18 protein-coding genes are annotated in these 23,589 nt (G+C 52.1%); 9 read left to right on the forward strand and 9 right to left on the reverse strand.

Annotation, left to right across the window (positions count from 1 at the left end):
* Positions 1 to 238 precede the first annotated feature (238 nt).
* Positions 239 to 1,696: a catalase gene (locus tag P9L94_12595; GenBank protein ID MDP8244917.1), complete on the reverse strand. Its 1,458-nt coding sequence runs from the start codon at positions 1,694 to 1,696 to the stop codon at positions 239 to 241.
* Between the two features lie 587 nt (positions 1,697 to 2,283).
* Here P9L94_12595 and P9L94_12600 point away from each other — a divergent pair.
* Positions 2,284 to 3,927, forward strand: coding sequence for a sulfatase (locus P9L94_12600; protein ID MDP8244918.1), 1,644 nt, complete (start codon positions 2,284 to 2,286; stop codon positions 3,925 to 3,927).
* Positions 3,928 to 4,014: 87 nt separating this feature from the next.
* Complete coding sequence (locus P9L94_12605; GenBank protein MDP8244919.1) at positions 4,015 to 4,656, forward strand: DUF1080 domain-containing protein; 642 nt, start codon at positions 4,015 to 4,017, stop codon at positions 4,654 to 4,656.
* A 375-nt stretch (positions 4,657 to 5,031) separates the two neighbouring features.
* Here P9L94_12605 and P9L94_12610 read toward each other — a convergent pair whose 3' ends face one another.
* From P9L94_12610 to P9L94_12620, 3 genes are all read right to left on the reverse strand, one after another.
* A complete protein-coding gene (locus P9L94_12610) occupies positions 5,032 to 5,586 on the reverse strand; it encodes a hypothetical protein (protein ID MDP8244920.1) in 555 nt (184 codons plus the stop codon).
* Complete coding sequence (locus tag P9L94_12615) at positions 5,579 to 6,142, reverse strand: RNA polymerase sigma factor (protein MDP8244921.1); 564 nt, start codon at positions 6,140 to 6,142, stop codon at positions 5,579 to 5,581. The genes P9L94_12610 and P9L94_12615 overlap by 8 nt, the downstream gene beginning before the upstream one ends.
* A gap of 483 nt (positions 6,143 to 6,625) precedes the next feature.
* The gene (locus tag P9L94_12620; GenBank protein ID MDP8244922.1) at positions 6,626 to 7,237 is read right to left on the reverse strand and encodes a dCMP deaminase family protein; all 612 of its coding nucleotides are present in this window, start codon (positions 7,235 to 7,237) and stop codon (positions 6,626 to 6,628) included.
* Positions 7,238 to 7,460: 223 nt separating this feature from the next.
* Here P9L94_12620 and P9L94_12625 point away from each other — a divergent pair, with 223 nt between their 5' ends.
* Positions 7,461 to 8,507 (forward strand): hypothetical protein, encoded by a 1,047-nt coding sequence (locus tag P9L94_12625; GenBank protein ID MDP8244923.1) that lies wholly within the window; start codon positions 7,461 to 7,463, stop codon positions 8,505 to 8,507.
* Positions 8,508 to 8,594: 87 nt separating this feature from the next.
* Here P9L94_12625 and P9L94_12630 read toward each other — a convergent pair whose 3' ends face one another.
* A complete protein-coding gene (locus P9L94_12630; GenBank protein MDP8244924.1) occupies positions 8,595 to 8,852 on the reverse strand; it encodes a hypothetical protein in 258 nt (85 codons plus the stop codon).
* Between the two features lie 114 nt (positions 8,853 to 8,966).
* Positions 8,967 to 9,845, reverse strand: a complete 879-nt coding sequence (locus P9L94_12635) for a TIM barrel protein (protein MDP8244925.1) — start codon at positions 9,843 to 9,845, stop codon at positions 8,967 to 8,969.
* A gap of 171 nt (positions 9,846 to 10,016) precedes the next feature.
* Between P9L94_12635 and P9L94_12640 the strand changes: the two genes are divergently transcribed.
* On the forward strand, positions 10,017 to 10,757 hold the full coding sequence (locus P9L94_12640) for a GntR family transcriptional regulator (protein MDP8244926.1): 741 nt from the start codon (positions 10,017 to 10,019) through the stop codon (positions 10,755 to 10,757).
* Between the two features lie 73 nt (positions 10,758 to 10,830).
* Here the strand turns inward: P9L94_12640 and P9L94_12645 are convergent, their stop codons facing one another.
* The 3 genes from P9L94_12645 to P9L94_12655 all read right to left on the reverse strand — a co-directional run bounded on the left by P9L94_12645 (position 10,831) and on the right by P9L94_12655 (position 12,551).
* On the reverse strand, positions 10,831 to 11,349 hold the full coding sequence (locus tag P9L94_12645) for a GNAT family N-acetyltransferase (protein ID MDP8244927.1): 519 nt from the start codon (positions 11,347 to 11,349) through the stop codon (positions 10,831 to 10,833).
* Positions 11,339 to 11,635, reverse strand: coding sequence for a DUF1778 domain-containing protein (locus P9L94_12650; protein ID MDP8244928.1), 297 nt, complete (start codon positions 11,633 to 11,635; stop codon positions 11,339 to 11,341). Before P9L94_12650 ends, P9L94_12645 begins: the two co-directional genes overlap by 11 nt.
* Before the next feature lie 373 nt (positions 11,636 to 12,008).
* Entirely contained in the window at positions 12,009 to 12,551 is a 543-nt protein-coding gene (locus P9L94_12655) for a VOC family protein (protein ID MDP8244929.1), read from the reverse strand.
* 695 nt (positions 12,552 to 13,246) lie between these two features.
* Between P9L94_12655 and argC the strand changes: the two genes are divergently transcribed.
* From argC to P9L94_12680, 5 genes are all read left to right on the forward strand, one after another.
* Positions 13,247 to 14,308 carry an N-acetyl-gamma-glutamyl-phosphate reductase gene (gene argC / locus P9L94_12660; GenBank protein MDP8244930.1) on the forward strand — a complete coding sequence of 354 codons (1,062 nt, stop codon included), beginning with the start codon at positions 13,247 to 13,249 and terminating at the stop codon, positions 14,306 to 14,308.
* Between the two features lie 27 nt (positions 14,309 to 14,335).
* Positions 14,336 to 19,807: a C25 family cysteine peptidase gene (locus P9L94_12665; protein ID MDP8244931.1), complete on the forward strand. Its 5,472-nt coding sequence runs from the start codon at positions 14,336 to 14,338 to the stop codon at positions 19,805 to 19,807.
* A gap of 60 nt (positions 19,808 to 19,867) precedes the next feature.
* A complete protein-coding gene (locus P9L94_12670) occupies positions 19,868 to 21,298 on the forward strand; it encodes a tetratricopeptide repeat protein (GenBank protein ID MDP8244932.1) in 1,431 nt (476 codons plus the stop codon).
* Positions 21,299 to 21,497: 199 nt separating this feature from the next.
* Positions 21,498 to 21,995 carry a metallophosphoesterase family protein gene (locus tag P9L94_12675; GenBank protein MDP8244933.1) on the forward strand — a complete coding sequence of 166 codons (498 nt, stop codon included), beginning with the start codon at positions 21,498 to 21,500 and terminating at the stop codon, positions 21,993 to 21,995.
* Between the two features lie 37 nt (positions 21,996 to 22,032).
* The gene (locus P9L94_12680) at positions 22,033 to 23,175 is read left to right on the forward strand and encodes a glycosyl hydrolase 53 family protein (protein MDP8244934.1); all 1,143 of its coding nucleotides are present in this window, start codon (positions 22,033 to 22,035) and stop codon (positions 23,173 to 23,175) included.
* Positions 23,176 to 23,589: the final 414 nt, after the last annotated feature.

Here is a 23,589-nt window from a genome sequence, read left to right on the forward strand (position 1 = left end):
CCAATCAGGCATGGGTGCAACTCTGGGAGCGCCTGTGCATAAGGGCCTGAAAGCCCGCACTGAAGCGAGCAGAGTTGTACCCATGCCTATGAAATGGCTTCAAGGAATCTTCTCACTTTGTGAAAAAGTATCCAAATAACGGAAGAACTATAAAAAAAACTCCTCCCTCAAAAATGGCTTGAGAGAGGAGCCTTAAAAGTTGAATAAATCGTTGCACGAATACGGCTACGGTGCGTCTTTATGAGACTTCGCTCAGTGGAATCCCTAAGGCGTTTGCGACCCCTTCACCATAGGCGGGGTCTGCTTTCAGGCAGTTTCCAATATGGCGAACCTTAATCTCTTTCGGAGCATCACCCATTGCGCGCGCCGTATTCTCGAATAGCGCTTTTTGCTGCTCCGGTTTAAACATACGGAACAATGCGCCAGGTTGCGAGAAGTAATCGTCGTCATCTTCACGATGGCTCCAATGGTCCGCCGCGCCTTCGAGGTTGAGAGGCGGTTCCTTTGATTCTGGTTGTTCCTGCCACTCACCATAACTGTTCGGCTCATAGCCCAACGTGCCGCCGTAGTTATCGTCTACGCGCATGGAGCCGTCGCGGTGGTAACTATGAAATGGACAACGCGCCTTATTAACCGGAATCAATTGATGATTGACTCCAAGGCGGTAGCGTTGCGCGTCTCCATAAGAAAATAATCTTCCTTGAAGCATTTTATCGGGAGAAAACCCGATCCCGGGAACGATGTTGGCGGGATTGAAAGCCGATTGTTCAACCTCAGCGAAATAATTTTCCGGGTTTTTATTTAATTCCAACACGCCAACGTCAATCAGGGGGAAGTCTTTATGCGACCATACTTTGGTCAGGTCAAATGGATTAAATGGGCATTTCGCCGCATCGCTCTCTGACATGATCTGAATCTTCATGTTCCATTTTGGATACTCGCCTTTTTCGATGTTGTCAAACAAGTCGCGTTGGTGGCTTTCTCGGCATTGACCAATCAAGGTTTGGGCTTCGGCGTCAGTGAGGGTTTGAATTCCTTGCTGGGTTTTCAAATGAAACTTCACCCAATTGCGCTCCCCGTTGGCGTTAATCATACTAAATGTATGGCTCCCATAGCCGTTCATGTGGCGGTATGAGGAGGGAATGCCCCGTTCGCTCATGGTGATGGTTACCTGATGCAACGCTTCGGGCAGCGATGTCCAAAAGTCCCAATTGTTGCGGGCGCTTCTTAAATTGGTTTTTGGGTCGCGCTTCACGGCGTGATTCAAATCAGGAAATTTAAGCGGATCGCGTAGAAAAAAGACCGGCGTGTTGTTTCCAACCAGGTCCCAGTTTCCTTCTTCGGTATAAAATTTAATGGCGAATCCGCGAATATCACGCTCTGCGTCAGCGGCGCCGCGTTCGCCTGCGACGGTTGAAAAGCGTACGAATAAATCGGTTTTTTTTCCGATCTCAGAAAATATGTTTGCTTTTGTGTACTTGCTTATGTCATGCGTTACCGTAAACGCGCCATACGCGCCAGACCCTTTCGCATGCATCCGCCGTTCTGGAATCACTTCCCGGTCAAAATGGGCGAGTTTTTCCAGAAACCATACATCCTGCAAAAGCATCGGCCCACGCGGCCCTGCGGTCATTGCGTTCTGATTGTCAGGAACAGGCGCTCCCGCCATCGTTGTGAGTTTTTTCTTGTCGTTCATTTCTTTTTTCCAATCTACCTATCGTTGTCGGACTCATTTGTGATGCAACAGTATTTTACAGTTTGCTCTCATAAAACGAGTGGATGCGTAACCCGGTATTCCGTGGTCGCAATACGCGCTTAATAAGAATTGTTCTTAATTAGGAAAAATAACACACTTGGGTGGGAATGTAAAGTAGAAAGTTTAAAAAAGGTTGATCCCGTCAGTGAGTACTTACATTGATGGATGGCCAGAATTTTGTTTAAGAAAACGTATTCGGGCATATTGAAAATTGACGAACCAATCAGGCATGGGTGCAACTCTGGGAGCGCCTGTGCAAAAGGGCCTGAAAGCCCGCACTGAAGCAAGCAGAGTTGTACCCATGCCTATGAAATGGCTTCAAGGAATCTTCTCACTTTGTGAAAAAGTATCCAAATACCGGAAGAACCATAAAAAAAGGCTCCTCTCTCATAAATGGCTTGAGAGAGGAGCCTTGAAAGTTGAATAAATCGTTGCACGGTTCCCACTGTTTATCGGCCTAGCCGGTCGAAGTTTGGCAGCGACTTACTATAATAAGAATGATCGAAGAAAAAGTGAGTTGTTCATTGATGAAAACCGTATTTCTATTTTTCGTTTTGATCGCGCCGGGTTTGCTCTACGCGAATTCGCCCGACGCCGTGGTTCCCTTGTTTCCCGTGAATTCGGAGAACGGCGAGTTGCTGTATGAGTCGCCGGAACTCACTTCCACTGTTGCACCAGATGAGGGCGGTTTTTATCCAGAATTGATCCAATTCAACAATTGGACGGTTACGTCCACCCGCGAAATTGAAAATTCAACCGATTTGACGTCTCGCATCCAGTGCGTCATCGAATATACGGGCGAGGTTTCATTGAGCGCGGCGCAGTTGCACGCTTGTAAGCCGGTTGTGTTGTTCTTGCCGACGAGTGGAATCACCTACAAACCCAAAGCGCCCAGCCCGTCCTGGGGGCGGGCGGCCCCGAAACGGCGCGAGGGCAGCGAAGGGCCGCAAAACCTGGTCCTCTTGATGATTGATACCTTGCGGGACGATTGCACCCCGCCTTATGGGCACCCCTTCGTGATTGCGCCCCATCTCGACCTGTTGGCGTCAATGGGAACCACATTTACGAACGCGTACGCGGCTTCGTCGTCAACGCGGCCCAGCATTGGGACCTTTTTCAGCGGCTTGCACCCCATCGCGCACGGCGCAGAACGCCATGCGCTGACTGGCGCCCGGTTGCGCCCGGGGTTCCCGGTGATCGCGGAATATATGTCGAGCATGGGCTTTGAAACCGCAGGCGCCGTCAGTAACGCGCAGATAACGTCTGCGTATGGCTTCGAGCGCGGGTTCCAACGCTATCACTGCCCCATTCGCGACCATGAAGTGACCGAAATGGGCATGAAGGAATTGCAGCGCCTCAGCGAGCCGTTTTTTCTCTATCTCCATTACATCGCGCCCCATCAGCCGTATGAACCTGCCGGGCTCTACAACGGCTTGTACGAAGGCCGGACGCCATACCCCGAAATGGACGCCTATTTGGCGGAAGTGACCCAGGATGACCGCCGCGTCGGGCGTATTCTGTCTGAATTGGCGCGGCAAGGCCTGCTCGACCGCACCCTCATCTGGACGCTGTCTGACCACGGCGAAGAATTTTGGGAACACGGTTGGAACGGACACGGCGCCAATCTCTACGAAGAATCAGTGCGTACCGTTTCGATTGTGAACAGCCCGCCATACACGCCGCCCGGTCAGACAATCGAAACGCCGGTCATGCACGCTGATGTGTTGCCTACGCTGCAAGATTTTTATCAACAGTCGGCTGGGTTTCTTTCCGCCGGGTTGAGCCTGAAGCCGTTTTTACAATCGCAGAAAACAGCCGTCCTCGCCGATTTTATTCAGCGGCCTGTCTTTTTACATCATGGCGGTGGAACAAAAGCCGATGCGCATCCGTCTGATAAGCAAGCGATTTTACACGACGGCGAAAAGTGGGTCTGGTGGACGCAAACCAACGCCTGGGAGCACTATCAGCTCGATCAAGACCCCCAAGAGGCGAATGACTTAGCCAAATCGGCTTCGGGTGCGATATCATCTATGCAAGAAAGCCTGATGCGCGTCAACAACATCCAACATCAGTTGGCTGAACGATTTTCGACGCCAGGCGGAGACGGGCAGGGAATCAACCTGAGTCGCCAGGAGATGGAAAATCTACGCGATTTAGGTTACGTCAAATAAGAGAACGTATTTCGTCGATGCGAACCCTTTACCAAAAGGCGTTCCACGGTGACAATAGTTGCTCACAAACCACCATCGGAGGATGTTATGTTCAAAGGTATTGGCAAACGATCAATGATTTTATTTTCCGCTGCAATGGCGTTCAGTTTTGCGCTGACGGCAACTGCGGCGGATGACGGCTTTGTCTCAATTTTTAATGGCAAAGACCTGACGGGCTGGACCGTGCAAGGACTCGAAAAAGCCGTTCCAAAAGTGAAAGACGGCGCCATGGTTGTCGGCGGCTGGGATTATTGGGCCGTGATTTCTGAAAAAGAATACGGCGACTTCATTTTGAAGTTTGACTGTATGTTCGACAAAAAAGGCAACAGCGGCATTTGCGTTCACGTCCCCAAAAAAGACGTATTCAAAAAGCAATCGTTTGAAATCCAATTGGATGCAGACGCGGGCGAAGTGGGCAAAAAATGCACCGGTTCACTTTTTACCAGCAAAGGTGAATTCAAAACCGCCGAAAAGAACCCGACCAAAGCGCTTGGCGAATGGAACAGCGTTGAGATCAAATATCAAGGCAAAAAACTTTCGCTGACCATCAACGGCGAAGCGGTTCATACCGATCTCGACATGACTCAGTTCGACAACCTGAAACTGAACGACAAAGGCCACATCGCGATTCAACGCAACGACTACAAAAAGGCCGTTTCGTATAAGAACATCATGATTAAAGAGCTGTAATCGGCTGGTGGGGTAAGTATAAAGAACCCACACTACATGCAACATTGAGATATAATCGAATCGGCTGACGGGGAAACCTGCCAGCCGATTTTTTATTGTTGATCCATAAAAGGTTTCAATTGATCTCAACGAAAAGCAAGAAATGGGGAGAGCGAGGCTCCCGCCGAGCCGCGCAGTATCTGACGGGGAAACCTGCCAGCCGATTTTTTATTGTTGATCCATAAAAGGTTTCAATTGATCTCAACGAAAAGTAAGAAATGGGGAGGGCGAGGCTCCCGCCGAGCCGCGCAGTATCAATGCGTTTTTATTTTATCGCGGCCCACCAGCAGCCATCCTGCGGCAGCCTGCTAACCGTAGGCTAGGCAGGCTGATACATCATATTTTCTCTTTCATCTCGCTGATCTGCAATTCAAGTTCGAGCAATTTCTCTCGCAGTTTAAGTTCAGTGCGTTCGATCATGCGTTGAATCATAAACAGCGCCCCCATGATGAGAAACACGGTCGCGTACGCGATCATGCGCCCGCCGGCTGCGGGCTCCATTTGCATTCCCAACATCAAACTGACAACGGTGGAAAACACCACCATGCCCCAGATAGACCCGATCATGATATCGGGGTCGCGCTTGAGATTCATTGACCCGCGCCGCGCCATACGGAAGCAGATCACCGCCCAAACGGCGGAACCAGCGGCGCCGACCAGAAACAACAAGCGCGCCAATAGCGGGAGTTCATCCGGGGCAATAAAGAAGATAACAACAAAGTGGATACAAATGACGGCCCCGACGACGGACACGACATAATGCCAGATGCGGTTCTTGTTGCTCAGCGGTTGTTCAGTCATGGTTTTGAGTTCCTTTTCGTAGCGTTCTTTGAGTGACGGGGTGACGGTTTCCGCTGCCAGGAGCCGTTCGCGAAGATTGGAATCATTCATGGGTCTGGCCCCTTTCGTTGAGCAGCTTTCGTAGTTCTCGTTTGGCGTAGTGAAGGCGTGATTTCACCGTGCCGGTCGGCGCTCCGACAATGACGGCGATTTCTTCCAGCGAAAAATTTTCTAATACATGCAACGTAATCACTTCGCGGTGCGGCAACGTCAACTGCTGTAAGGCGTGATGAAGATCAATGGCGTCATCGGCGGAAAAGCCTGAATCATTTTCGAGCGCCGCGTCGACTTCGGCCTCGTTTTCATCATCAAGCGGTACATAGCGCTTTTGTTTTCGCCAGTGGCTGACAGCGGCGTTGCGGGCAATTTGGTAGAGCCAGGCGGGCAACGCTTTCGGATCGCGCAACTGGCCAGCGCCGCCCAGCGCTTTCATCCAGACGTCCTGCAGAACGTCCCAACAGTCGGCTTCGCTATCCAACAAGCGCCGCAGGTAATAGAACAGCGGTTGTTCCCACTGACTGACCATACGTCGCGCGGCGTTGGGCGCCCCGTTTCGTAGATGCAGCCAAAGCAGTTCGTTTTCGATATCGCGCCGGGTGCGTGTCATTTTGGTCTCCGCCTTCATTTGACAAGACGCAGGAGAAGAAGAAAAGGTTCAAATGAAAAAATGCTGTTTTTCTGCCCCCTTTTATAAGGGGGGGTGGCGCTGAAAGCGCCGGGGGGATTTGCCGTTTGAAAATGACTCAATCAATACAAAAGGCGGCGAGGCCGCCCTCCCTCATCCCAACCTTCTCCCAGAGGGAGAAGGGGCAGGTTGCAGGCTTCGTTGAATACCAGCGGTAAATACGAATTCGTACAGCCTAGAGAATTGATAAGCAGTGTATCAGTGCGTCCGCAGGGCTCAGCGGTAAATACGAATTCGTACAACCTGGAAAGTTGACGAGCAGAGTATCAGCGCGCCGGAACGGCTCAGCGATAGATAAGAATTCGTACAGCCTAGAGAATTGATAAGCAGAGTGTCAGCGCGCCGGAACGGCTCAGCGATAGATTCAGAAAAGGTATGAATAAGAAAACGTCGCTAAATATCAAATCAATAGTGTTCGTGGCGGCGTTGAGAGGTGATTTCGTTGGTGAATTCATTGGCGATGTTCACCGCCGACGCGGAAACTTTCAGCTGGCTCACTTCAACTATTTCTTCGTATTGTTTGTAGTAGTCGAGTAAAAACGAGTCGCCGCCTTTGTTGTTGAAATCATAAATATGCTCAAAGAAAACCCGCTTGATTCCCGCGCTGAGCAGCACCTTAAAGCAATTCACGCAGGGCGACATGGTGCAGTAAATGGTGCTGCCTTCGATGGAGATGCCCGCGCGGGCGGCGTGTGCGATGGCGTTCATTTCGGCGTGGACGGCGCGGGAGAGTTCGCGGGGTTCGATGCCCTCGACGTGATTTTCGGGTTGGCGCCAGTAGCACTGTTTTTTGTCGATGCAGTGCCATGTGCCGGGAGGCGCTCCGTTGTAACCGGTCGCGAGCATACGCTTGTCGCGGGCGATGACCGCGCCTACTGGACGCGAAAAACAGGTCGAGCGCGTCGCCGCCAACTTCGCCAGCAGCATGAAGTATTCGTCCCACGAGGGGCGGTTTTCGCTCAATGCGGCAGAGAGTTCCGAGCCTTCGTGCGGCTGGTGAATTGGCAAATCATTCATAGTAAATCCTTTGATGAAACCCAATATATTGTGCTTGGTGCGATAATAGCAACAAAATATGCTGGTTTCAAGTCGAAGTTCAGCGCTTTTGAGGGAGTGGATGGATTCTATTTTCGAATGAGAGGTAAATTAATATTAAATAAAAAATTAATTCGATTATATGAATGACTGTGCTAGGATTGTCGGAATGATGATTCAATCACTTTTTGGGGAGGTCAGTTTTATGAAAAAATGGATTCAAAGAAGTGCGGTATTGTTGTGTGCGCCTGTTTTTGTCTGTGCAGCATTCGCCCAAGACACATCGGTGAACGTGAACGAGTTTCAGATTCCTGAACTCGCGACGGTTCCAGTGATCGACGGCGATCTGTCGGATGCCGCGTGGGACAACGTCCCAGTCATTCCGATGGATCAAAACGGCGACAATGATGCGGCGGAAGCGGGAACGGGCGATTTGGACATCACTCTCAAAGTAGCTTGGGATGATGAAACCAACGCGCTGTATTTTCACATCAACGTCATTGATGATGCGTTGGTTTCAACACGAGGCCGCGGCTCATCGGCTGGCGACGGCGGTTGGGCGAATGAGCGCTTGGAAATCATTCTCGACGGCTTGAATACTGGCGATGCGGCTTCTGCAAACACAACGCCGTTCCACCATCAGTATGTATTCGATATGCCAAACACCTGGGACCCCTGGGCCTCAGACAACGACATCGAAAACGGCGTGTTCTTCGACCAGGAAATCGGGTTGTTCAACACGGCGGACGGCGGAATTCCTGTTTCGTCAAGTTTCGTCAGCATTCCAATATTTGAGCGCATTGAAGGCGCTCTGGATGTGACCAATGCCCACGCGCCATGGAATGTGAATGATTCATACCTGGAGTCTGCTGCGATGATTCGCGTTACAGACCCAGGCGCCTCTGAGTGGATTGAAGCCCCGGTTGAATATAACTACGAAATCAAAGTGGTTGTCTTTGATGAGTTGTGGCCGGCCGCTGATCTCGATTATGAAATTGATAATCCAGATAACGTCGCCGCAGGTTGGGAAAGTTTCTTCGCAGATGAGTTTCACATTGTGAAAGACCTCGAAGTTAATTCTGTAGTCGGGTTCTCTTCGCAAATGAATGACGCTGATATTTGGTCGGACGCTCCGACCCGTGAACACCAGACCAATACAACAGGAGTCGCTGGCAACTGGAACAGCAGCGAAAGCCTGTCTGCATTGGTATTGGTTGGCGGCTCGTCCGTTCCTGACTGGGCGTTGCAATAAACTGAACTGTCGCAAAACCTCGTATGAACAATGAAGCCCCGGGCGAGAGCGTCCGGGGCTTTTTCTTTTTTGGGATTTGGAAATTGATTAGCGAGCGGTGATTTCCAGGTTTAACTGGTAACCAAGTGTATCCAAAATTGCTTCGCAATCGGCGACAGTAAGACCGAATTGGCGCACGTCAATCGCGCCGATTCGCGCAACCGCGTCTCGAATCGCATCATGTTTGTCCTGATGAAATTCGGCGTTGCGCATCGCCGTTTCCGCCCAATCAACGACTTTCGCCTCTGTAATCTCATGTCTGAGAAAGGCGGACATTTTCGCCGCGACGTCGTCTTTGGTAATCATCTTACTTATCCTCAGTTTGATGGCCTAAATCAACAGGGTATTTCCTGTGGATTACTCAACCCTCACCCCAGCCCTCTCCCAGTGGGAGAGGGGGGAGGGCGGAGTGAATTATCTTTACACGTCGCAGACGCCGACGGCGTGTTGCAGGGCTTTGACGGCGCCGTCTTTGTCCTTCGCGCGCGGGACAAACTCATGAGCGACGTATCCGTCGTATCCCGTATCGACAATCGCTTTCATGACGGCGGGCCAGTAGACTTCCTGGGTCTCGTCGAGATCGTTGCGGCCCGGGTTGCCGCCCGTGTGGTAGTGACCAAACGCATGGTTATGGTCGCGGATGTTGCGCATCAGGTCGCCTTCCATGATCTGCATGTGATAGAGGTCGTTGAGTAATTTAAAATTGGGATGATTGACCATCTTTACCAGGGTCACGCCCCAGTCGGTGTGGTCGCACATATAGTCTTTGTGATCGACCTTGCTGTTAAGCAACTCCATACAAATGATGACGCCTTCGTTGGCGGCGATCTTGCAGGCTTTCTCTAAAATGTCCGCGCAGTTGCGCATACCGTCATAGTCGTTCATGCCGTGGCGCTCACCCGAAAAAGTGATGAGGTTGCGCGCTTTGTATTTGGCGGCGAGGGGGATGTTTGTTTCAAACGTCTTCATCTGTTCGGCGTGCAATTTAGGGTTGTTCAGCCCATCGCGAATCGAGCCGGAGCCGGGAGAATACATCGTCGGAACCAGACCGAAATCTTTCATCACCTTGGCGTCATTTTCACCGACCAGGTCAATGCCGTGCAGGCCCATATCGGCGCAGATTTTGCAAAACTCTTTGAGGTCGGGCACGGTGTTGCCAAAACACCAGCGGGATACGGATTGTTTGATATTTCCTTTCATGGCTTCCCCTTCTTTGGCGGACGCGCCCAGCGTACTGACCACTGCGGCTCCAGCGGCGATTGCGGTTACGGCGTCGCGCCGGTTAATTGCTTGTGACATGAGATATTCCTCCTAATGATTGTGTGAAAAATCGGCAAAAGTTTTATCCATACTACAGGAGAAATTCCGGCTCGGATAGAAGAATTGCGCGAAGATTTTTTGTGAAATCTTGGTTAATTCTCGTTCGGCGCCTTTACAAAAATCTATACTTGGGGCAAATATCATAATGTTATGAAAATCATAGATCGACAGAGTCCACGTAAATTATATCTTCAGTTGGTTGACGTTTTGTTATCCGGGATGGAAAGCGGAGAACTCAGCGTTGGTTCGCAGCTACCGACTGAAGACCAACTTTGTACTCAACAAGGCGTGAGCAAAGCCGTGGTGCGTTCGGCGATGCAAGAACTGGCCCGTAAAGGCTACGTTCGTAAGATTCCCGGCAAGGGGACTTTCGTCGAAACGCCGCCCAGCCAAAAAGGCGTCTGGCTTTCGACCGCCATCACCGAAAACATGCTCGATTTCGGCGCCCAGTGGGATACCGAAGTCGTGCAGAAAATGCTGACCATTTCGCCGTCAGACCTGACCGACTTGTTCGCCCAAGAGACCGGGCATCAGGTGTTTAAGGTATTGCGTCTGCGTTCGATTGAAAGCGAGCCGGTTGCGCTGGAACTGGCGTATGTGTCGCACGATTTATGCCCCGGCCTGCCGTTGGAAGACCTGCGCGGGCAGTCGCTGTTGGATATCATCACCCAAAAATACGGCATCCCCATTGTACGCGCGGCGGATTCGTATGAAGTAACGACTTTGGATGAGCGCGAGTCGGAACTGCTCAAGCGCGATGAAGGCGAGCACGTCTTATTGGCGGACCGCATTCTCTATACGTCAAACAACCGCGTGGTGGGTTTCATGCGCATCATCAACGTTTCAACCAAACACCGCATCACCGTCGAATCGGTGCGAACGTCTGTATAGTATCAATTTTAGTTTGAATGCTGTCGGGGTGTTGTTGCTGCGTCTGTGTGTATTTCAGTGTTATTGTTTGCTATCAGGTCTGGTCTATCATTGTTTTTCGAATATCTTTCACCATCATAAACAAATGAAATTCATTTACTGGCGAAGAGACAAAGCCGAACCGCTGATAGAATGCCTTGGCTTGTTCATCTTTGGCATGTACCAAGACTGCTCGCAAACCGGCGATATCGGCTGCTTGCAGCGTTCGGATGAGCGCATCACGCAACAAACCAGCGCCCAACCCTTTCCCTTTTTCATTGAGATCAACAGCCAGGCGGGTTAAAACAATAACCGGGATTGGATAGCGGCCCAGGCCTTCGCGTATGCGCGGCGGCGAATCATCGACTTTGGTTGAACCATAGGCCAAGGAATAAAACCCAACCACCTGATGATCTCGCGTCGTTACATAGGTTCGCGCTCCACCCGCGCGATGGTTTTGGAACGCATAAGACTTTAGGTATTTATTTAAGGCGGGAACGCCGCAGTCGAAATCATCCAATACATGAAATTTTTCGATCGGAACAGGCGGGTTGGGCTTACGGCTATCGCTCATGAAATGGGCTCGGTTTGCTGAACAACTCTTTCAACGCGGGCACTGATTTTGGCGGGGCGTCGAGGGCGTCGCAAAACTCTTCCCACTTATCTGGTGACAATGTGAAGTGGGTTTTGTCAGCCAAAACCTGGGATGCCGCGTCATAGGCGTTCTCAACCACAAACTCGCTCAGGCTGCGCTTGCTCAAGGCGGCTGCTTGACCGATCAGGTCTTTTTGCTGTTCGTTTATCCGTATATTCAGAAAAGCCGTCTTGGCGGATTCTCTGGATGGCTCCATATTAGGCATGGCAATTCATCCTCTATGCTGATTTTCTATCATCAGTATACCTACGCGTCTTTACAATGTAAATACATTTTTCAGGTTCATCCGGTAAGTGAATCCCTACATTATTAGATGAGTATGATTTTGATTCCGAAAACGTATTCCGGCATGGGCGCAACTCTGTGAGCGCCTGTGCATAAGGGCCTGAAAGCCCGCACTGAAGCGAGCAGAGTTGCGCCCATGCCACATGCAGCGAAATAAAAAAGTATCCAATTTTACGCAAGAACCATTTTTTTAGAAAAAAAACAGGATGCAATTAATAGCATTCTAAACAAGGAGGGGTGCAGCAAACTGCACCCCTCGGATAAACATTCTGTAATCACAAACTCTCGATATTTTATTCAAACACCGAATCGAAGCGTTTTTGTTGAGTCATCGGGCCGATGAGTTCGACGAAGGTGCCGTCTGGGTCTTTGACCATAACAAAATGGCGTTTTCCCAGGGGGATGGGCGTTTCGCCCAGAAATTTCACTTTGTGCTTTTTGATACGCTCAACAATTGGCGCCAGTTCTTTGACGTTGATGGTGATGTATTGGATGCCGGTGTTGGTGTGAATAAATTCGTTGGTTTGCTTTTTGGCTTTGTTGCCGAAGGTCATGAGCTTGAGTTGAGTGGCGTCTTCTCCTGCGCCCACTTTCAATACGCGCACTTTGACGGGCAGCGAGTCGGTGAGGCCGGAGCGCTTGCCAAAGTCGGCGTCAACTTCAAAACCGGCTTGCTCGGTAAGGCCAACGACTTCGGTATAAAACTTCACAGACGCGTCGAGATCGCTGACGATCATACCAATTTGAATGACTTTGCTGGTGAATTCATCCTCGGCGCTAAACGCAGGGGCGATCAAAAGAGCGGCAATCAACAGGCTAAACAGTGTGCGATACATAGTTTTATTCTCCTAACGATTGAAAGTTGCGGTGATGGCTCGCCATGAGCATAGAGAATGTGTATAAGGTTGGTCAATAGGCGAGGCGGATTTCTATCGCCGCATGAATTTTTTTTATGATATATTCTTAGTGTCAGTTTCTGGGAGAAACCCCCTCGCCTTTAGGCGATGACTTTAGTTTGAGAATCTATGTTGTGTCATCGCGAGCGTAGCGAAACGACCAGCCTGCGGCAGGCTGGTCTCGCTTTTTGATCCATGAGATTGCTTCGGTCGTATATGCTTTCTCGCAATGACGCTGATGCGGTAAAGGGTGATGATCGGTTAAAGTTCCGCCCCCAAAGATTGGGGGCGGTTAGGTGGGGGTTGACTGGCGGCGTAGCCGGCAGCAATTCAAAAATCAACCACCCCCCCTCTAACTCCCCCCGAACTTCGGGGGGAGAACCTGTGAATTTTAAGGCGGATTTATCCGCTAACCTTTAGTCGAGAGTGATTTAGTCGTTGTTCTATACACGTCTCCGGTGGGCCATTCGGCTCCATGATCCATCGGCGTAAGCGAAAGGAGACCTCGTGCTCTTATAGATAATTTTACAAGAGGTTGCGTTTGGCGGGAAAATTCGCTAAGCGCCTGAATTTTGACAGGCTAGAGCAGCCTCGATATACTGACCGTTACTTCTATGCGTGGTAAAGGTCAAACTATGTCAACGAAAATGATACGCGTTAAAATTGTTGGAGCCACTGGATATTCAGGCGGGGAATTAATTCGCCTATTGCTCAACCACCCCCAGGTTGAGATTGCGGCGATTACCGCCTCGAGCGTAACCGGCCCTGAGCCGATTCACGCCTTCTGGCCTGCATTGCGCGGAATGCTCCAAGTTCCTGTGATTAAAGAAGTTCCTGGCGACGCGACTGACGTGGACCTGGTGTTTGTCTGTACGCCGCACGGCGCCGCGATGGCGATTGTCCCGGCATATATTGAAAACGGCAACGTCGTGATTGACTTGTCCGCCGATTTTCGATTTAAGGACCCGGCTGATCGCGCAGGCTGGTATGAGGGCGAACACACCGCCCCCGAATTGTGCGCAACGGCAGTCTATGGGATGCCGGAACTGTTCCGCGAGGAGATTCGCGGCGCCCAGTTGATTGCGAACCCGGGCTGTTACCCGACCGGGTCGATTCTCGCGCTGCATCCAGGCATTCAATCCGGCCTGTTGTCGCCGACGGGCATCCATGTCAGCGCGGCCTCGGGCGTGACTGGCGCCGGTAAAAAGCCCAAGCCGCATCTCCACCACCCCGAACTCGACCAGAATTTTCTGGCGTACCGAATCGGCAAACATCAACACGCGCCGGAAATTATCGGCGTGTTGAACCGTTCGACCGGCAAGCCGGTTTCGCTTTCTTTCGTGCCGCACCTGCTGCCGTTGCAGCGCGGTATTCTGTCCACCATTTTTTGCCAGAAAACCAATGCCGTCTCGTTGCAAGACCTGTGGGCGGTTTACGATCAAGCGTATCGCGATGAGCCGTTCATCCGTTTGTATCCTCTCGGCGAAGCGCCGACGTTACATGCGGTGCGCGAAACAAATTTCTTAGACCTTTCGTTGCAAGAAGACGCAACCACGGGCGAGATCATCATCGTGTCCGCCGAAGACAATCTGACCAAAGGGGCCGCAGGCCAGGCCGTGCAAAACATGAACTTGCGCATGGGCCTGCCGGAAGCGACTGGTTTGCTGCCTTCTTCTGCTTTAACGGTTTCACATTAAAACGGGGATTTCTCGTTGGGGAAAATTATGAATTCTTTTCGATGCCGCGCCGCTGTAGCCATTCTACTGATTGCCTCGTTCGCTTCATTCTCTTTTGCGAACCGAAACCGGCCGAATGATCCGCCCGCGTCTTCGCCGGAATTCACTCTGCTTGAATTGGGCGCCGAGTCTTTGGTGGTGCGCTATACGCGCCCCGATGACAGCGCGACGTCGCAACTGAAAACCGAAACTTTTATCGCAGTCCCGCCGGGGGCGGAGTTTACCGTCGAGCCAATCGCCTGGAATTTCCGTTTGGAACATGAGCGGAAATTCGAAGAGCCGATTGAAGGTTCTCTGGCGGATTTGACCCGTTCCGCATCGGACCCGGTTGCGATGCTAGGCAACGCATTTACCGCGAAACGCCGAATGTATCAGGAACTCGATGTCATCGAACTGACTTTTTCGCCGACCTCTGATTCTCCGTTGTCCGCCACCATGGCGGCGTATAAACGCGATAAAGTTCACTTAGACCATTTGGACGTCAAGGTGCAATGGTCGGGCGGCGCCGCTCAAATCCCTAAGCGCGACAGCGAACTGGATGCGGGCTATCGGCGCATGTTCCGTACGCTCTTTATTAATCACGATCAGGCCGAGGCGATGCGACGCAAACGCCCGCCGGTTGAAGACGAAATCAACCAGGGGTTTCACCCTGTCTCCATTGGATACGCGACCGGGGCGCCCGTGACCAATGCGGCGGTGGGGCAACTTCAACCGCGAAAAGACGGTATCCGCGTTCAAGTCGAGAGCGACGCTGTGTATGCCGTTCGCCCCGGGCAACTGCGTAAACTGGGCGTTGATCTGAACGCGGTCGCGTTAGACCAGGTGCGCGTGTGGCATCGCGGCGAAGAGCAACCCGCCGCCATTCTCGATGACGACGGCGCCTTTCGCGGCGAAGACGCGATCTGTTTTTATGGACGCGCGTCAGATTCCGACTACACAAAACTCGGCCATTATTTCATTACGTGGTCAGAGTTCGATTCCGCGCCGATGCGGATCGAGTCGAAAAACTTAACGCCGAAAGAGGACGGCGGTTCGGTCTTAACGGCGGAAGTTCTTTTTAACCAAGAGAAAGTGTTGGTCAAAAAAGGCCTTCGTACTTTTGATTGGTACTATCTTCAAATGGACCATCTCGAAGAGGAAATGGTCCTGCCGCTTCGAGGTTTGGCGCCGCAGGGCGAGATCATGATTGAAGTCGATTATTATAACAACATGCGCGATTTGCCGGGCTTCTCACTTTCGCTTGGCGATGCGCAGAAACATTTTCGCACCCGGCCTGACGAAGCCACCGCAGCGGTCTTTGTCGTTTCCGCCTCTGGAATCATCGAAAACCCGACATTCGCGATCACTCTCGATAAAAAGCCGTCGATCAACGCCGGGCCTGCGGGGCTGAGCGACAAAATTAACGAACTGCAATACCTGTTTATCGACTCTATCCGTGTTTTGTATTCACGAACAATTGATTTGAACGATGCGCCCATCGCGATGGAGAAAACCGATTCGGTCCCGGCGGCGGTACAATTGGCTTCGGCGTCCTATGACGCCAGCGCGGCCTGGGGGTTATGGTCCGTCAACGAAGGCAAACTCACCGGACATTATGATTTCTCTGCGATGGGCGACAGCCCCGCCTTTGAAACGCCGCAAAGCGATTGGCAATTTCTCGTCATTGAACAAGACAAGCGCCTACCGCCGCCGCAAGAAATCGCGCTTGATTACGCCTCGACCTTACACAACGCCGATCAGGGCTATGACTACATCATCATTTCGTACAACACATTAATGGACAGCGTCCTGCCTCTGGCGGAGCGCCGTACGAAAGGCGGCTTCAAGGTTCTGCTGGTTGATATTCAAGACATTTATGACGAGTTCAATTTTGGCTACCCCGACATCGAAGCGGTCAAGCGCTTTTTGCGGTATGGGCAGTCGGTTTGGACTGGCGCCTCGCCGGAGTTCGTGCTGCTGGTGGGCGACTCGTCGTGGGACCACCGCGACAACGAAGGCTCGGGAATGATCGACCAGGTTCCAACCTACGCGCCGCTCAACAACCCGCAGCGTTTTGCGTCGGATGAACATTACGCCTATCTCTGGGGCGGCGAGAGTGATTACTACCTGGACGTACTGCCCGGACGGATTTCATTGCGTACGCCGCAAGAGGTAAGTAACTACGTCACAAAAGTTGAAACCTACGAAGACAAGGCCCCGGTCGGCCCCTGGAAAGCGCGCAATGTCTGGGTGTCGGACGACACCTTCGAGCGCTATGCGGCGCGGCAGTCAGAAACCAGCGCGCCGCCGTTTTTAAAGTCTGTTTTTATTGACCAGATTGATTATCCTCATGTGACGAACCCGTATCTGTATCACCGTTTTTACGGTGACGAAAGCGCCAGCGCACAAGAGTATCTCAATAAAAAATACAGCCCGGAAACCACCTTGGCGATTTTAGATAACCTCAATCAAGGCACCTCGGTGTTTCAATATATTGGCCACGGCGGCAACCAACTGTGGTCGCATGAGCGTATTTTTTACGGCACCGCGCGCCCCACCAGCAATATCATTGAATTACAGCCGAACCAGCGTTTTCCGTTTATTATGAGTTGGTCGTGTTTGACGGGCTATCTCAATTACAACCGCCCGCCGTTTCACATTTGTTTGTCCGAAGAATTTATCCGCTACCCCGACCGCGGCGGCATCGCCGTCTGGGGGCCGAGCGGCGGCGGCACCACCGACCAGCACATGGTCATGTCTCACTTAATCATGCGGCTGCTGTATGAAAACGGACTGACGCGATTGGGCGAGGCAACCTCTTTCACAAAGACGGAATTCATGCACACCTACACCAATTCAGACCTGATTGACCAATACATATTATTTGGCGATCCCGCGATTGAATTAAATACTCCTGGCGAACAACTCGACGTTGCGGCGGGTAATGATTTTTATTACCAGGGCGAAGACATGGGCTATCAAGTGACGGCGCAAACGGCAGGGTTTGATTCGGGGGTCGCCATTGTTTCCATGTCCGCCGGGCGTGAATCGATTTATGAAAGCAAGCCGTTTTCGTTTTCCAACTCGACCATTCAACATGCATTCACGGCGGCGGTTGACGCAGATTTCGCCACGGCGGCGGTGCGGGTGTACGCCTGGAACAAAGAACGTAACCTCGACGCCTGGGGCGGGACTGAAGTCTCTAAATATGAATCGACGCTGTCGTTGTCGAACGGCTCGGTCACGATGGAGAACGACGAAGCCGTCGTAGAATTTTCGGTCGAAAACACATCGCCGTTTCTGGTGGACGGCGCCGAATACCAGTTGTATTTTGGCGCGACGCCTGAACGGATTTCGTTAGAGCCAATCGAGCCGCATAGCGCCATTACCGCATCCTGGCGGGGCGCGTTGCCGCAAGGCGCGGTGCGGGCCAATGTGAAACTGGTCGAAGACCCCTATCTGAACATCACCGCGAAGCAGGGCGGCGGCGAACTGCTGCTTGATTTGCCCGTTGAACTTGAGCATCCCATCGCGCCGATCTTGAGCGAGATGCGAACCAGCGCGCCTGATCTCATTAGCGGCGATTCGGTGCGCCTCCGCATTCCCTTTGAGAATATCGCTGGCGCCACGCGTGAAGCGCTCAACGCCAAACTCGTCGGCCCCGGCGCTGACGCAAATATTATCGGCGTCACCCTCGACGCGGGCCGTGACCGCACGGTGGACTTTCGCGTTGATTTGCCCGAGGCCGGAACGGCGGATTATATACTGTACGTGTCGGACGGCGCCTATTCCAATGAATTCCCTCTGTCGCTGGAAATCTTTGGCAAGCCCGATCTGGCGATGGCCGAAGGCGGGCTGACCTTCGAACCCAAACAGCCAATCGTCGGCAAAACCGTCTTCTTCAAGACCACGGTTTATAACGTCGGAGACGGCCCCGCCAATGATGTCAGAATCGAAGCCTACTTAGGCGACCCCGCCGAGAAGCAACGCCTGCTGCCTTTCAACCGGGCGCAGCGCACCACCATCGACCGGATCGAGCCGGGCGAACTCGCGTCGATTGAACTGCGGTGGGACCCGAAAGGCTATGAAGGCGCCGGGTCGAATAAAGTGTTCATCGTGGCAGACCCCAACGACCGCATTCAAGAACTGGATGAATCAAACAACCAGGCGGGAACGGTTGTCACATTGGCCGATTTGCCTGATTTGAAAATTGAATCTTGGTCCGATCATGAGTTGAAGCGTAAGAAAAACACGAAAATCCCCATTTGGGGAGAACCGCTCGAGATCCAAGCCCGTATTCGTAACATTGGCGACTCGAGCGCTGAATACGTGCGGTTGTCAATTCATCACAGCGGCAAGGAACTGACCCGTTTCTTTGATACAATCGCGAAGAAAGGTATAGCCGAAACCCGATTTGAGGTCCCTTTGGTTTCGAGCAAAAACACCTTGCGGATTGTGGCCGACCAATATGATTTGATTGGCGAAAAAGGCGAAGAAACCGCAGACGACAATAATGCGTCTCTGGAAAAACGCTACGATTTTGATCTGCAAATGCCGCTTGCTGCGTTGACCAGTGGAGAGCGCGTTTATTCAGTGACCAGCGAAGACCAGTTCACCGCAGGCTGGATGGAATTTTTTAGTTTCAATGAATTAGAACAGCGCCTGGAAATGATCCCGGCGGTCAACGAATTTACGTTTCGGGTCGCGCCTTCGTTTGTGATGGACGAATCGGCCTTTAACTATCGCAACGCGAGTAAAGATTGGTTATGGTTCTCGCGTTTCAATGTGTTCGTCAGCGCATTACAAGAAGCCAGGATTCTGCCTGTGCGCCTGCCTTCCGCGATGGGGACGTTTCGCGTGTTTGTTAAATTGGCCTGCCCGGAGTATGAAAAGCGGGACGCGAACGACGCCGCGATCAGCGGCAGCCCGCCGCCAGGTATGCAAATCAAAACCGGCGGCGAAACCGATTATGTCACCATTGAATATGGCGCCTATGGCGCGGATGACGGCTACGTGTTGCTGGGTGAAAAAACGATTATCGATAACTCGTTTTTGATTGATTTCAAAACCATGCCGGGCTTGTTCTCATCCAATGTCTCCGATGTGCGTTTCGAGCGCGTTCAGAACGGCGAACCGGTTAGCACGGATTATATTTCTCCCTTGTTCCCGTCCGACGGCGCCACCGGACGCCCGGCGACTCTCGCTTGGGAGGCCGGCGAACCCGAAGGTTCGTCAATCACAATCTGGGCGCGATGGGTCAATCAAAACCAAGACGGCTCGCTACAATATTTGCCTTGGGCGAAACGCACCGAGGCCAGTAAAGGAAAACTCACGCTCAGCGGCAAGGGCGATTACATTCAGTATCGCGCCCGTTTCTCTACGCTGACGCAAGATTTTCAATCGCCTTGGTTGAAGAATCTATCGTTGCGCATTCCCGGGCGGGAAGCAAGAAATTCGGCGAATATTGGGGCCGCGCGTTGACGCGCCGGGGCTGACACACTATTTCTTCTGTATAGAGCGTGTGATCGAAGGGGAACGGTTGTGGCGACGATAGATGTGTCAGGGTATTTACGGCGTGGTAGTCAGGCAGTGAAAGACGGCGAGTTTGAATTGGCCGAGCGTTACTTCAGCCAGGTTCTCGAACAGTTTCCTGAAAACGCTGAGGCGCAGACCGGGCTTGATTCGATCAGCGTTGAGCGGGCGCGGCGACATAAAAATCCCATCAGTTGGTATGCAGGGTTGGCGGGCGGCCTTGTGATGAAAGCCCTGGGTAAGACCGAAAAAGCCTACGATAAATTAAAATTCCAACACCAGGTCAAACCCACTGACGCCAAGGCCGCGTTGGGGTTGGCGCGATGCGCCGCAGCGCTCGATAAACACGAAGAGGCGTACAGCGCCTATCGCGTTGTGCTCAAACAAGACTCCAACCATCAGGCCGCGCTGCGTGAAGCGGCGGAAGTCTTGGTGGTGTTAGGGCGCCACGGCGAGGCGTCAAAGTTGCTGCAAAAATTGACCACGCTGCGCCCCAACGACGATAAACTCGCCCACCGGATGCGCGACGTCTCGGCGATGGACTACACCAAGGTCGGCATCCCCGAAGACCTCAAAGCGCGGCGCCGCGAGATGGAAAAAGAAAAACTCGACGCGCTCGACACCGATGAGTTTATGGGAAAACTCAACAAGTTAATGGAGGCTTACAAGGCCAGCCCCGACAATCACCACATCGGCGTCGAAGTCGCCGCGCATTATCTCAGCGGAAACCACCTCAAGCAGGCGTCAAAAGTATTGGCGTTGATCCTAGATAAAAATTCAGAATTCGAACCCGCCAAGCGCGAACAAGCCCGCGTATGGCGCCGCACCGGCGAGTTGGATATTTGCGTGGGGTTGTATGATGACCTGTTCCAACTCCACCCGGATGACCTGGCGCTGGCGGACGAGCGCCTGGATGCGCAAATCGCCCACATGGAGTCGCGCCGCAATGCGCCGCAATGGAGCAAAGAGGATTTTAACCGCATCGAGATGTTGAAACTCGAGCGCCAAAAAGTGCGGATTAAACTGCTGGAAGCCATTCTGCTGGATCACCCCGAGCGGCATCCCGAACGCGCCGAGTTGAGCGAACTCTTATTGAAGTTTGGACGGACGCAAGACGCCATCACTAACCTGCAACGATTGATCCATGAACCCTCGTGGGCGGGCAAGGGGTTCTTTTTGTTGGGGCAATGCTTCCGCGCTCAAAAAGACCTGCCGCTGGCGGTGCAGCAATATGAAAAGTCGTTGGAGTTTTTCAAAAACCGGGGCTACTCTCACGTCCCCACCCAGGAACTCAAAGAGGTCTACTATTATCTGGGCGTCTCGCTCGACCAGTTGGGCGACAAAAAAGGCGCACGCGAAGCTTACGGCCAGATTTACACGTATGACATTAAATTCAAAGACGTGAAAGACCGCTACGAAGCGTTGATGGGCGCGTCTTGATTCCGTGCTCACTCAAAACTGGTTGGTCCACATATCGACGAACAACGCCGCTGACGCCGCAGCCGATGAATATCCATTTTCTTTTACTCATATCGAAAAGAATGCTCCATCTGCTTGATTGGTTCGCGGCCTATCGCCAAAATACGATATGAAATGTGTTTTGAATAGACAAAATTTGAATCAAATGAAATGATCTGATATGCCGATTCAACGGTTTGGATTCATCAGCGACACCCACGGCGAAGTCCATCCGGCTCTCACCGAATTGTTCGCGGGCGTACAAGCGATTTATCATGGCGGCGACGTGGTCGGCGCTCAAGTCTTGGATGCGCTCAATGCCATTGCGCCTACCTTCGCGGTTGCGGGCAACTGCGATTCGCTCGGCGATGGGCTTCCCCTATCGCGCGTAGTAGACGCTCCCTTTGGACGAATTGGCATTGCGCACGGGCACCTGTATTCAGCCGACAAAATACAGCGTTACCGCCAGATGCTAACGGAATTCAAAGGCGACGACGTGCGCGTGATCCTCACTGGACACAGCCATCAACAGCATTTGGAATTCAGCAATAATATTTTCCTCGTCAATCCCGGCTCGGCGTCGCGTCCGCGTTTAAAGATGCAATCATCCGTCTGCATGATGGAATGGGACCCGCAGACGGACTTGTTGCGGTTTGATTTTGTTCCGCTGAAATGCTAACGATGGCTTAGATGAAACGTGAACTGGGGAGATCGTGATGAAATCGCAACGGCTTCTTTTGGCTTGCCTGCCTTGCCTCATCGTTTGGATGGGGTGTTCTTCTGAGAAATCGGTCGAGGTCGGGCCGCTGCAGCCGATCGAATCCCGCTCATTCTATATGGGCTTCACGCCGTTTCCGTCTGATATCACGATTGACGCCGTTGTCGCCGCGCAGCAGTTTGCCGTTCAACACGGCGACTTGATCTCTCACCATCTCGAGCAGGGCGTGCCCTGGACGGAAGCGCTCAGCAATCAGCCCTACCATGAAAAATTAATCAATGAGTGGAATAGCCGGGTTGAGTATTCCAAAGGGAAAAAGATATTTCTGTCGCTCAATGCGCTCAACGACGGCCGCAATGGACTGGCAATGTATCGCGGCGAAAAAGACAACATGCCGCTGCCGGAGGCGTTTGTCGGCAAGGCGCTCAATGACCCCGATGTGAAAACCGCGTATCTGAATTTTTGCCGACGCGCCATTGAGACCTTCAAGCCCGATTATTTCGCCATCGGTATCGAAGTCAACGAACTGATTCACAATGCGCCTGACCAATGGCCTGCGTACAAAGAGTTGTACTTATTTATTTATCAGGAACTCAAAGCCGCGTATCCCGATTTGCCGTTGATGGCGACGGTCTCGCTGCATAATTTGACGAACAAAGGCTGGAAAGACCTCGAATTTCAACAGAAAGAAATTAAAGAACTGCTGGAATCTATCGACATTCTGGGCATCAGTTTTTATCCCTTCATGGCTGGATATAACGAGCGCCCGGTCGAACAATTACAGTGGCTGCGTGAATTTACTGACAAGCCGATTGCGATTTCAGAAACAGGTTATCTGGCTGAGACGCTGACGCTTGATTCGTATAATCTGAAAATTCCCGGTTCGCAGGCGAAGCAGTTGGCGTATATCGAGACGCTTTTAGATGCGGCGCAGAATGACGACTATCTCTTCGTCGTGCAGTTTTTAACCCGCGACTACGACGCGCTATGGAACTCGATCCAGTCGTTTGCGCCGGAAGCGTTTAAGGTGTGGCGCGACACCGGCATGGAAGACGAACGCGGCGTCCCGCGCCCGGCGTTGCAGGTGTGGGACCACTATCACAACGCGCCCTATAAACGCACACATACGGATACAGAATAACGAATACTGATTTTTGATTTCAAAAACATATATCGGCATAGTTAGAGCGTTTGTCGAAAATATGTGCGGCAAGCACGGTAGGGTGCGCTCAAACGGCAAAGCAGTTTAGCCCGCCAAGCAAAGGAATCAATTTTTCGCGGTGGCCTGCCTGCCGCAGGCAGGCCACCGCGAGCCCCCCCCCCTACTGCGGATGAATGATGCATTTCAAGTAGGGTGGCGTTGAGCGCAGCGATACCCACCAATAAAAACACAGCGAAATACAACGGTGGGATTCATTCCATTCATCCGACCCTACGGGGGCGCGTATAATTACAGCCTTCAAGGGCTGATCGCTTCGGCGAGTTCGCAGCCTTGGTTCGGCACTCAGGCGAATTGATGTTTTGGGGAGGGCGAGGCTCCCGCCGAGCCGCGAAA

The organism is Candidatus Hinthialibacter antarcticus, assembly GCA_030765645.1.
Lineage (GTDB): Bacteria > Hinthialibacterota > Hinthialibacteria > Hinthialibacterales > Hinthialibacteraceae > Hinthialibacter > Hinthialibacter antarcticus.

Excerpts from the sequence above, each read along its gene's own strand:
- P9L94_12595 (MDP8244917.1), bottom strand. The coding sequence starts at position 1,696 with ATGAACGACAAGAAAAAACTCACAACGATGGCGGGAGCGCCTGTTCCT.
- P9L94_12600 (MDP8244918.1), top strand. The coding sequence starts at position 2,284 with ATGAAAACCGTATTTCTATTTTTCGTTTTGATCGCGCCGGGTTTGCTC.
- P9L94_12605 (MDP8244919.1), top strand. The coding sequence starts at position 4,015 with ATGTTCAAAGGTATTGGCAAACGATCAATGATTTTATTTTCCGCTGCA.
- P9L94_12610 (MDP8244920.1), bottom strand. The coding sequence starts at position 5,586 with ATGAATGATTCCAATCTTCGCGAACGGCTCCTGGCAGCGGAAACCGTC.
- P9L94_12615 (MDP8244921.1), bottom strand. The coding sequence starts at position 6,142 with ATGACACGCACCCGGCGCGATATCGAAAACGAACTGCTTTGGCTGCAT.
- P9L94_12620 (MDP8244922.1), bottom strand. The coding sequence starts at position 7,237 with ATGAATGATTTGCCAATTCACCAGCCGCACGAAGGCTCGGAACTCTCT.
- P9L94_12625 (MDP8244923.1), top strand. The coding sequence starts at position 7,461 with ATGAAAAAATGGATTCAAAGAAGTGCGGTATTGTTGTGTGCGCCTGTT.
- P9L94_12630 (MDP8244924.1), bottom strand. The coding sequence starts at position 8,852 with ATGATTACCAAAGACGACGTCGCGGCGAAAATGTCCGCCTTTCTCAGA.
- P9L94_12635 (MDP8244925.1), bottom strand. The coding sequence starts at position 9,845 with ATGTCACAAGCAATTAACCGGCGCGACGCCGTAACCGCAATCGCCGCT.
- P9L94_12640 (MDP8244926.1), top strand. The coding sequence starts at position 10,017 with ATGAAAATCATAGATCGACAGAGTCCACGTAAATTATATCTTCAGTTG.
- P9L94_12645 (MDP8244927.1), bottom strand. The coding sequence starts at position 11,349 with ATGAGCGATAGCCGTAAGCCCAACCCGCCTGTTCCGATCGAAAAATTT.
- P9L94_12650 (MDP8244928.1), bottom strand. The coding sequence starts at position 11,635 with ATGCCTAATATGGAGCCATCCAGAGAATCCGCCAAGACGGCTTTTCTG.
- P9L94_12655 (MDP8244929.1), bottom strand. The coding sequence starts at position 12,551 with ATGTATCGCACACTGTTTAGCCTGTTGATTGCCGCTCTTTTGATCGCC.
- argC (MDP8244930.1), top strand. The coding sequence starts at position 13,247 with ATGTCAACGAAAATGATACGCGTTAAAATTGTTGGAGCCACTGGATAT.
- P9L94_12665 (MDP8244931.1), top strand. The coding sequence starts at position 14,336 with ATGAATTCTTTTCGATGCCGCGCCGCTGTAGCCATTCTACTGATTGCC.
- P9L94_12675 (MDP8244933.1), top strand. The coding sequence starts at position 21,498 with ATGCCGATTCAACGGTTTGGATTCATCAGCGACACCCACGGCGAAGTC.
- P9L94_12680 (MDP8244934.1), top strand. The coding sequence starts at position 22,033 with ATGAAATCGCAACGGCTTCTTTTGGCTTGCCTGCCTTGCCTCATCGTT.